At 71.6% G+C, this 10,541-nt stretch carries 7 protein-coding genes and 1 tRNA gene; 2 read left to right on the plus strand and 6 right to left on the minus strand.

Annotated features, from left to right (window positions below):
* The coding region (locus C1I98_RS41275) for a hypothetical protein (RefSeq protein ID WP_158557972.1) at positions 1–494 on the plus strand (494 nt) is incomplete at its 5' end.
* 28 nt (positions 495–522) lie between these two features.
* Here the strand turns inward: C1I98_RS41275 and C1I98_RS08715 are convergent.
* Positions 523–1,119, minus strand: a complete 597-nt coding sequence (locus C1I98_RS08715; protein WP_233507522.1) for an ANTAR domain-containing response regulator — start codon at positions 1,117–1,119, stop codon at positions 523–525.
* A 109-nt stretch (positions 1,120–1,228) separates the two neighbouring features.
* Here C1I98_RS08715 and C1I98_RS08720 point away from each other — a divergent pair.
* A tRNA-Leu gene (locus C1I98_RS08720) sits at positions 1,229–1,312 on the plus strand.
* 117 nt (positions 1,313–1,429) lie between these two features.
* Here C1I98_RS08720 and pyk read toward each other — a convergent pair.
* The 5 genes from pyk to gltB all read right to left on the minus strand — a co-directional run.
* A complete protein-coding gene (gene pyk / locus C1I98_RS08725) occupies positions 1,430–2,860 on the minus strand; it encodes a pyruvate kinase (protein ID WP_111166564.1) in 1,431 nt (476 codons plus the stop codon).
* 72 nt (positions 2,861–2,932) lie between these two features.
* Entirely contained in the window at positions 2,933–3,343 is a 411-nt protein-coding gene (locus C1I98_RS08730) for a DUF2784 domain-containing protein (protein ID WP_111166565.1), read from the minus strand.
* Between the two features lie 92 nt (positions 3,344–3,435).
* Positions 3,436–5,142, minus strand: a complete 1,707-nt coding sequence (locus C1I98_RS08735; RefSeq protein WP_111166566.1) for a S8 family peptidase — start codon at positions 5,140–5,142, stop codon at positions 3,436–3,438.
* A gap of 224 nt (positions 5,143–5,366) precedes the next feature.
* The gene (locus tag C1I98_RS08740; protein ID WP_111166567.1) at positions 5,367–6,860 is read right to left on the minus strand and encodes a glutamate synthase subunit beta; all 1,494 of its coding nucleotides are present in this window, start codon (positions 6,858–6,860) and stop codon (positions 5,367–5,369) included.
* A gap of 13 nt (positions 6,861–6,873) precedes the next feature.
* The coding region (gltB, locus tag C1I98_RS08745) for a glutamate synthase large subunit (RefSeq protein WP_111166568.1) at positions 6,874–10,541 on the minus strand (3,668 nt) is incomplete at its 5' end.

A 10,541-nucleotide genomic window follows, 5' to 3' on the forward strand; every position in this document is an offset into this window, starting at 1 on the left:
GGATCAGGGAGCCGGCCGGCACCCGCCAGGTCCGCCTGCCGCTCCCCCACCCCGACCCGCTGGTGACCCGCCTGGTCGGCCTGGAGTGCGGCGCCCAGGCCGTGCGCGCGGCCGCGGACGTACGGCTCGGCGCCCGGTGGACCCGGCGGGGCGACGCGCTGGCCGGCGAGGTCGTGATGCGGCGCAGGACGCCCGGCACCACCGTCACGTTGCACGATGTCGGCGGCAGCGTGATCTTCGGTCTGTCGCCGACCGGCGCGCGGGAGAAGCCGCTCGCCGTACTGGGCCCGGAGCGGGAGGAACTGACCGTGCCGGTGCGCTTCACCGCCCCGAACTGCTCGGCCCACTCCATGGCCGACGCCAAGAAGCCCTACGCGTTCCCGTTCTGGGCGAGCCTGCCCGGCCTCGAACGGCGCTACCTGGAGCTCGAGGTCACGGCGGAACTGCGGGGATCGCTGGACCGGCTGCTGCGGGAGACCTGCAAGAACCGCTGAGCGGTCCCCCGCGCCGGGGAGGCGGACCTCAGGACTCGGGCGCCGGCCCGGCCGCCGCCTCGTCCACCACGACCTGGGCGACCTGCCGCATGCTCAGCCGGCGGTCCATGGACGCCTTCTGGATCCACCGGAACGCCTGCGGCTCGGTCCAGCCGTGCCTGGCCATCAACAGCCCCTTGGCCCGCTCGACCAGCTTGCGCGTCTCCAGCCGGTCCGACAGCGTGCCGACCTCGCGCTCCAGGGCCTTGATCTCGTCGTGCCTGCTGACCGCCATCTCGATCGCGGGCACCAGGTCGGACTTGGTGAACGGCTTGACCAGATAGGCCATCGCCCCGGCGTCGCGCGCCCGTTCCACCAGGTCGCGCTGGGAGAAGGCGGTCAGGATCAGGCAGGGTGCCACCCGCTCGGAGACGATCCGCTCCGCGGCCGAGATCCCGTCCAGGACGGGCATCTTGACGTCCAGGATCACCAGATCCGGGCGCAGCTCCAGAGCGAGCTTGACCGCGGTCTCGCCATCTCCCGCCTCCCCGACGACGGCATAGCCGTCCTCTTCCAGCATCTCCTTGAGATCGAGGCGGATCAGGGCCTCGTCCTCCGCGATCACTACTCGCCGCTGCGTACTCACGACCAGAAGGGTACCGACGTCCGGTACGCTAGTACCACGCTGACGGACGCTCGCCGATCGACTTCGGTCGGTCAGAGTTCCCTGTCAAACCGGGACAAGTTCATAGTTAGCCGGAATGGCGGAATAGGCATACGCGAACGCCTCAAAAGCGTTTGTCCGCGAGGGCATGTGGGTTCGAGTCCCACTTCCGGCACCCTTGATCGATCGGCGCACTCGTGCCCTCTCCCACCCTTCGCCCGCGGCTCGCTCACGCCTTCCCCGGCGCGGGCGAACGGCGGGCGCGCCCCGCCGTCCGCGCCCGGGTGCCGGGCTAGCTGGGGTGGGAGACCGCCGAGCCGATGGTGTGGACCCGCAGGGCGTTGGTGGAGCCGTGGGTGCCGGGCGGGGAGCCCGCGACGATGACGACCTTGTCGCCCTTCTCGCAGCGGCCCAGGTTGAGCAGCGACGACTCGACCTGCCTGACCATGTCGTCGGTGTGGTGGACGAACGGCACGTGGAAGGTCTCCACGCCCCAGGTCAGGGAGAGCTGGCCGCGCACGTGCGGGGCCGAGGTGAAGGCCACCAGCGGAATGGACGAGCGGTAGCGGGCCAGCCGGCGGGCGGTCTCGCCGGACATCGTGAAGGCCACCAGGACCTTGGCCCCGACGATGGCCCCGACCTCTGCGGCGGCTCGCGCGATGGCGCCGCCGGTGGTCTCCGGCATGCGGTCCAGCGTGTGGGTGGCGTGCAGGACCGCGCGCTCGGCCGCGCAGGCGATGCGGTCCATCGTCTGAACGGCCTCGATCGGGTAGGAGCCGACGGACGTCTCGCCGGAGAGCATGACCGCGTCGGCGCCGTCCATCACCGCGTTGGCGACGTCGGACGCCTCGGCGCGGGTGGGCCGCGGGGAGTGCATCATCGAGTCGAGCATCTGGGTGGCCACGATGACCGGCCTGGCCTTCTCCCGGCACAGCTCGATGGCCCGCTTCTGCACGATCGGCACGTCTTCCAGCGGCAGCTCCACACCGAGGTCGCCCCGGGCGACCATGATGCCGTCGAACGCCTCGACGACCTCGGGGAGCCGCTCCACCGCCTGCGGCTTTTCGATCTTGGCGAGCAGCGGGAGGCGGACCGCCTCCTGCTCCATGATGTTGCGGACGACATCGGCGTCGGACGGCCGCCTGACGAACGACAGCGCGATCATGTCGAAGCCGGTGCGCAGCGCCCAGCGCAGGTCGGCCTCGTCCTTGTCGGTGAGGGCGGGCGCGCTGACGTTGACGCCCGGCAGGTTGAGGCCCTTGTTGTCGGAGATCATGCCGCCGACGACCACGCGAAGGGTGACGCGCGGGCCGTCGACCCGGGTCACCTCCAGCACCACGCGGCCGTCGTCGACCAGGACGGTGTCACCGGCCTTGACGTCGTTGGGCAGCCCGGCGTAGGTGGTGGAGACCTGCTCGCGGTCGCCGGGGACCTTCTCGGTGGTGATCGCGAACACGTCGCCGAAGCCGAGGCGGACGGGTCCTTCCTCGAAGGTGCCTACGCGGATCTTCGGACCCTGCAGGTCGGCCAGCAGGCCGACGCCCCGGCCAAGGTCGGCGGCCGCCTCCCGCACCCGGTCGTAGATCTCCTTGTGCAGCTCCTGGGTGCCGTGGCTGAGGTTGAACCGCGCGACGTCCATCCCGGAGGCGACGAGCTCGCGGATGCGCTCGGGGGAGGAGGTTGCGGGGCCGAGGGTACAGACGATCTTTGCGCGACGAGTCACACGACTACTTTATTGGTACAGACCACTTGGTGATGACATCCGCGTTGACCGGGCGAGAGCACCTGGTGAAGATCACGCCGACGTCAGGCCCTCTGAGCTGGGCCGTTCCACCGGCCCGCGGCGCGCGGCCCGCCGCCTGGACAGAGTTCCGTAGCCGATCCAGGAGGTCAGCACGAGGGCGGCGACGATCCAGCGCACCACCGTGGTGTACTCCTCGGGGTAGATCATCCCCTCGATGTAGTGGTCGATGAACCCGCTCGGGGCGAGCCCGGCGAGCCCGGCGTTGTTCCTGCCCCAGTTCTCCAGGGCGGTCAGCGGGCACTCCACCCCTGTGGCGATCGAGATCAGTCCCCAGGCCGCGACCGCGGCGTGCGCCCAGATGGTCCGCGGCAGCCGCCAGGCCAGGAACCCGCCGACCGCCATGTAGGCGAGGAAGAGGAAGTGGACGACCATCGTGGCGTCTCCGACCAGCCGATATCCCATGTCATCGACGTTAGACCGGCGCCCGGCGAGCGGCATCCGCCCGCCTACTCAACCACCCCCGCGACCGCACTCATGATCCTTAAGCCGGGTACTCAGGGCCGAATGGTCGCGGCCTTGGCGGCGTCGACGAGCCCGCGGCCGTAGAAGCCGTTGCGCGCGCGGTCGCCCTCGCACATCTGGGTGCCGCTCATGTACCGCTGGCCGCGCGGCATCGGGCAGGCGATCGGGGTGGCGGTCTCGTAGAGCAGTTCACGGACCTTGCCGGGGTCCATGCCGAACGCGCCGCCCGCCGCCTTGCCGCCCGCCGCCCCCTTGGACCCGTTCGCGTTCTCGCCGAACCGGCTGATCAGGATGGCGGCCACGCCGGTGGCGTGCGGGGCGGCCATCGAGGTGCCCTGGAGGTACTGGTAGTAGGCGCAGGTGCCGCCGCGGCAGTCGCGTACGACGGACGGGCTCTTGGAGGCGCCGTCCGGGCCGATCAGGCCGCGCTCGCGCAGCGCCCGCTCGGGCGCTGCGGCCAGGATGGTCTTGGTGACGTCGCCGCCCCCGGCGTCGCCGCCCGGCGCGGTGAGGTCGGTCTGCTCGATGCCGTAGTCGGAGTAGGCGGCCTTGACCTTGTCCGGGCCGACCGCGGAGACCGAGATGACGCCCTTGGACTCGGCCGGGACGTTCAGGCAGGAGTTGTCGATCCGCCGGGTGCGCTCGGACCCTGAGGGGTGGTCGGGACTGGTGGTGTCCACCTCGGGGCGCCCGAGGTCGGTGGCGCCGTTGCCGATGGCGCTGATCAGCGTGACGCCCTTGCCGCGGGCGTAGTCCAGGGCGCGCTGCATGCCGGTGATGATGCCGCGCTGCTCCATCCGCTCGGCCTCGGAGTCGGCGGGGTTGTCGGTGCAGTTGAACAGCCAGGGATCGATGTAGTAGCTCATGTTGACCACGTCGATGCCGGCGTCGGCGGCGTAGGTCAGGGCGTCCAGGCTGGGCTTGAGGAAGAACAGCCCTGAGTCCTGCCCGGCGCGTATGTTGACCAGGGTCACGTTGGGCGCGACGCCGGCGACGCCGAGGCCGTTGACGGGCGAGGCGATCGTGCTGGCGACGTGGGTGCCGTGGCCGTCGTCGTCCACGTCCGCGGGGTCCTTGCAGCCGGGGTGCTCGCAGGGGCCGTCCAGCGTCTCGCCCTTGGGGTCCTTGGGCTGGTCGGTGACGAAGTTGCGGCTGAGCCCGCGGTCGAAGTTGGGCGCGATGTCGGGGTGCGAGCCGTCCACTCCGGTGTCGATCACCCCGACCAGGACCCGCTTGTCGCCGGGCGCGGTGGCGTGGGAGCGCGCGGCGGTCGCGCCGATCATCTTCATGTCCCACTGCCGGTCGGCGAGCGGTTCCGAGCCCCCGGCGAGGGCGGCGCCGAGGTCGGCGTGGCCGGCGAGGTCCTTGTCGACGCGGGGTACGGCGAGCGTGCCCCCCGCCCGGGTGGCCGTCCCGATCCGCCGGTTGGCGGAGACGCCGACGATGGCGTCGCTGCGCCCCAGGGCGCGGACGAACGCCGTCCCTGGGCCGTCGGCGACGAGGTATCCGAGCCGGGGGTCGCCCTCGCGGGGGCGTAGCGTGCCGCCCGCCTCCCGTACGGCCCGTTCGGCCGCGGCCTGGCCGCCTTCGGCGTAGAACACCAGGCGGGCCTGGAGCCCCTCCGGCGCGCCGGCGGCCGCCGCGGGCACCGGCCCGGCGCCCGTGACGGCCAGTGTCATGGCGCAGGTCACGGTGAGCGCGGCCATGGCGCGGGCCAGGCGATCGTTCCCCCGTCTCATCTACCCTCCCGCTGTGCCGGCTCTCCCAGCATTCTGTCCAGGGATCTAACCCTAGACTCCGCTATTTCACCCTCCTGGCATCTTTTGACTGACTTTTCGCGATTTGTACGGCAGCAACGGACAGGGGCCCACCGTACCCGCGAACCAGAAGGGATCAGAAAGATCATGCACGCCGCCCCCGCGAAGGGGGCGGACGTGCGTGATCGCCGGTGTGTCGGAACCCGTCAAACCAGCGGACGGGCCGTTGGGGGGATCGCGACGGGCAGTGCCGTACGGCCGGTGAGGTAGCGGTCGGCCGCCGCGGCGGCCGAGCGGCCCTCGGCGATGGCCCAGACGATCAGCGACTGCCCCCGGCCCATGTCGCCCGCCACGAAGACGCCGTCCAGCGCCGACATGTAGGAGACGTCACGGGCCACGTTGCCCCGGGCGTCGAAGAACGACCCGCCCTCCCCCGACCGCCCGGCCAGGTCGGCCAGGTCGGCGAGCAGGCCGCCGTGCTCCGGGCCGACGAAGCCCATCGCCAGCGTGACCAGCTCGGCGGGGATCTCCCGCTCGGTGCCGGGGATCGGCTTGAACCCGCTGCCCGGGCCCTCCACCTCCACCAGGCGCAGCGCCCTGACCCGCCCTTCGGCGTCGCCGGCGAACTCGGTCGTGGAGACCGCGTACACCCGGTCGCCGCCGTGCCCGGCCAGCTCCTCGTGGGCGCTTTCCATCTTGAACAGCGTCGGGAAGGTCGGCCACGGCTGACCGCCCGGCCGCGACTCCGGCGGCCGGGGCATGATCTCAAGCTGGGTGATCGAGGCCGCGCCCTGGCGCAGCGCCGTGCCGATGCAGTCCGCCCCGGTGTCGCCGCCGCCGATCACCACCACGTGCTTGCCCTCCGAAGAGATCGGCGGAACCGCGTAGTCGCCCTCCTGCACCCGGTTGGCGAGCGGAAGGTACTCCATCGCCTGGTGGATGCCGTCCAGCTCGCGGCCGGGCACCGGCAGGTCGCGCCAGGCCGTCGCGCCGCCCGCGAGGACCACCGCGTCGAACCGCTCGCGCAGCTCGGCGGCGGTGATGTCCACGCCGACGTTGACGCCTGTGCGGAACTCGGTGCCCTCGGCCCGCATCTGCGCGATGCGCCGGTCGATGTGCCGCTTTTCCATCTTGAACTCGGGGATGCCGTACCGCAGCAGCCCGCCGATCCGGTCGGCCCGCTCGAACACCACGACGTCGTGGCCCGCGCGGGTGAGCTGCTGGGCGGCGGCGAGCCCGGCCGGACCGGAGCCGACCACCGCGACCCGCTTGCCGGTCCTGGACAGGGGCGGCTGCGGGGTGACCCAGCCCTCGGCGAAGGCCCGGTCGATGATCTCCACCTCGACCTGCTTGATCGCGACCGGGTCGGAGTTGATCCCCAGCACGCACGCCGCCTCGCACGGGGCGGGGCACAGCCTCCCGGTGAACTCCGGGAAGTTGTTGGTGGCGTGCAGCCGTTCGACCGCGTCGTGCCAGTCGTCGCGGTAGACGAGGTCGTTCCACTCCGGGATCAGGTTGCCCAGCGGGCAGCCGTTGTGGCAGAACGGGATGCCGCAGTCCATGCACCGCGCGGCCTGCCTGGCCAGCGCGGGCCGCGGGAAGTCGGTGTAGACCTCCCGCCAGTCGCGGATGCGCACGTCCACGGGCCGGCGCGCCGGCAGCTCGCGCGGGTGCGTGAGAAACCCCTTGGGGTCGGCCATCGTCGAACCTCCCTTATCCGTGCGCGGCGGCCATGACCGCCTCGTCGATGTCGCGCCCCTCGGCCTCGGCGGCGGCCCGCGCGGCGAGCACCCGCTTGTAGTCCCGGGGCATGATCTTGCCGAACCGGCTCGGCGCCGCCTCCCAGCCGGCGAGCAGCTCCTTGGCGACCGTGGAGCCGGTCTCGGCCAGGTGCCGCTCGACGATCTGGCGCAGGAACTCGGTGTCGGCCTCGTCCAGCGGCTCGATCTCGACCATCTCGCGGTTGACCCGCGCGGTCTCAAGGTCGAGCACGTAGGCGATGCCGCCCGACATCCCGGCCGCGAGGTTGCGCCCGGTGGGCCCGAGGATGACGGCCCGGCCGCCGGTCATGTACTCACAACCGTGGTCGCCGACGCCCTCCACCACGGCGGTGGCGCCGGAGTTGCGGACGCAGAACCGCTCGCCGACGATCCCGCGGACGAACACCTCACCCGAGGTGGCCCCGTACAGGCCGACGTTCCCGGCGATGACCTGGGTCTCGGCGGCGAACTGCGCGTCCTGGTGCGGCCGGACGACCAGCCGGCCGCCGGACAGGCCCTTGCCCAGGTAGTCGTTGGCGTCGCCGGTCAGGCGCAGCGTGACCCCCCTGGGCACGAACGCCCCGAAGGAGTTGCCCGCGCTGCCGCTGAACGACACGTCGATGGTGTCGTCCGGCAGGCCGGACCCGCCGTACCGCTTGGTGACCTCGTGGCCCAGCATGGTGCCGACCGTGCGGTTGACGTTGCGGATCGGCAGTTGCAGGGTGACCGGCTCGCCGAGGTTCAGCGCGCCCTCGGCGAGCTGGATGAGCGTGTTGTCCAGCGCCCGGTCCAGGCCGTGGTCCTGGGCCTGGGTACGGCGCAGCGACGCGCTCGCCGGCACCTCCGGGCGGTACAGGATCGGCGACAGGTCCAGCCCGGACGCCTTCCAGTGGTCCACCGCCGCCCGGGTGTCCAGCAGCTCGCTGTGCCCGATGGCCTCGTCCAGCGACCGGAACCCCAGCTCGGCCAGCAGCTCGCGGACCTCCTCGGCGATGAACTCGAAGAAGTTGACCACGAACTCCGGCTTGCCGGAGAACCGCTTGCGCAGCTCGGGGTTCTGGGTGGCCACGCCGACCGGGCAGGTGTCCAGGTGGCAGACGCGCATCATCACACAGCCCGACACCACCAGCGGCGCGGTGGCGAAGCCGTACTCCTCCGCGCCGAGCAGCGCCGCCACCACGACGTCGCGGCCGGTCTTGAGCTGGCCGTCCACCTGCACCACGATCCGGTCGCGCAGGCCGTTGAGCAGCAGGGTCTGCTGGGTCTCGGCCAGGCCGAGCTCCCACGGCGCGCCGGCGTGCTTGATGCTGGTCTGCGGCGAGGCGCCGGTGCCGCCGTCGTGCCCGGAGATGAGCACCACGTCGGCGTGCGCCTTGGACACCCCCGCCGCGACCGTGCCGACCCCGACCTCGGCCACCAGCTTCACATGGACGCGGGAGGCCGGGTTGGCGTTCTTCAGGTCGTGGATGAGCTGGGCGAGGTCCTCGATGGAGTAGATGTCGTGGTGCGGCGGCGGCGAGATCAGGCCCACGCCCGGCGTGGAGTGACGGGTGCGGGCGATCCACGGGTAGACCTTGTGGCCGGGAAGCTGGCCGCCCTCGCCGGGCTTGGCGCCCTGCGCCATCTTGATCTGCAGGTCGGTCGCGTTCACCAGGTACTCGCTGGTGACGCCGAACCGGCCGCTGGCCACCTGCTTGATCGCGCTGCGCCGTTCGGCGTCGTAGAGCCGCTCGGGCTCCTCGCCGCCCTCGCCGGTGTTGGACTTGCCGCCCAGCCGGTTCATCGCGATGGCCAGCGTCTCGTGGGCCTCCCTGGAGATCGACCCGTAGGACATCGCGCCGGTGGAGAACCGCTTGACGATCTCGGCGACCGGCTCGACCTCCGACAGCGGCACCGGCGTGCGCCCGCGCAGCCGGAACATGCCGCGCAGGGTCATCAGCCGCTCGGACTGGGAGTCCACCAGGCCGGTGTACTCCTTGAAGATCTCATAGCGGCGGGTGCGGGTGGCGTGCTGGAGCTTGAAGACGGTCTCGGGGTTGAACAGGTGCGGCTCGCCCTCGCGCCGCCACTGGTACTCCCCGCCGACCTCAAGACGGCGGTGGGCGTTCTCCACCCGGGGGTAGGCGCGCCCGTGCCGCTCGGCGATCTCGCGGGCGAGCACGTCGAAGCCGACGCCGCCCAGGCGGGAGGTGGTCCCGGCGAAGCAGGCGTCGATGACCTCCTGGCCCAGGCCGAGCGCCTCGAAGATCTGCGCGCCGGTGTAGGAGGCGACGGTGGAGACCCCCATCTTGGACATGACCTTCAGCACGCCCTTGCCGTACGCCTTGATCAGGTTGCGCACGGCCTTGCGCGGGTCGGGGTCGAGCACGCCGGTGGCGATCATGTCCTCGACGGTCTCGATGGCCAGGTAGGGGTTGACCGCGGAGGCGCCGTAGCCGATCAGCAGCGCCATGTGGTGGCACTCCCTAGCCTCGGCGGTCTCGATGACCAGACCGGCCCGGGTGCGGCTCTTCTCCCTGATCAGGTGGTGATGTACCGCTCCAGTGAGCATCAGCGCCGGGATCGGCGCCATGGTGGCGGAGGAGCCGCGGTCGGACAGCACGATGATCCGCGCGCCGCCGGCGATGGCCTGCGACACCTCGGCGCGGATCTCCTCAAGGCGGGCGAGCAGCGCCTCGCCGCCGGCCGCGACCTCGTACAGGCCCGAGACGACATGCGGCTGGAAGCCGGGCAGCGCGCCCTCGTCGTTGATGTGGATGATCTTCGCGAGCTCGTCGTTGTCGATCACCGGGTACGGCAGTACCAGCCGCCGGCAGGAGGCGGGCCCCGGCTCCAGCAGGTTGCCCTCGGGCCCGATGGTGGACTGCAGCGAGGTGACCAGTTCCTCGCGGATGGCGTCCAGCGGCGGGTTGGTGACCTGCGCGAAGAGCTGGCTGAAGTAGTCGAACAGCAGCCTGGGCCGCTCGCTCAGCACCGCCACCGGCGTGTCGGTGCCCATCGAGCCCAGCGGCTCGCCGCCGGTCCTGGCCATCGGGGCCAGGATGACCCGCAGCTCCTCCTCGGTGTAGCCGAACGTCTGCTGCCGCTTGACCAGCGCCTCGTGGGTGGGGATCTGCCGCTCGCGGGCGGGCAGCTCCTCGAAGCGGACCAGCCCGGCGTGCAGCCACTCCCCGTACGGCAGGGCGGCGGCCAGCTCCGCCTTGATCTCGTCGTCCTCGATGATCTTGCCGCGGGCGGTGTCGATCAGGAACATCCGGCCCGGCTGGAGGCGGCCCTTGCGGACCACGTCCTCGGCCGGGATGTCCAGCACGCCCGCCTCGGAGGCGAGCACGACCAGGCCGTCCCCGGTGACCCAGAACCGGCCGGGGCGCAGGCCGTTGCGGTCCAGGACGGCGCCGACCAGGGTGCCGTCGGAGAAGGTGATCGACGCCGGGCCGTCCCACGCCTCCATCAGCGTGGAGTGGAACTCATAGAACGCCCGCCGGGCGGGGTCCATCTCGGTGTGGTTCTCCCACGCCTCGGGGATCATCATCAGCACCGCGTGCGGCAGGCTGCGCCCGCCCAGGTGCAGCAGTTCCAGGCACTCGTCGAAGGAGGCGGTGTCGGAGGCGTCGGGGTCGC

This window comes from Spongiactinospora gelatinilytica, from assembly GCF_003236385.1.
GTDB classification, from domain to species: domain Bacteria; phylum Actinomycetota; class Actinomycetes; order Streptosporangiales; family Streptosporangiaceae; genus Spongiactinospora; species Spongiactinospora gelatinilytica.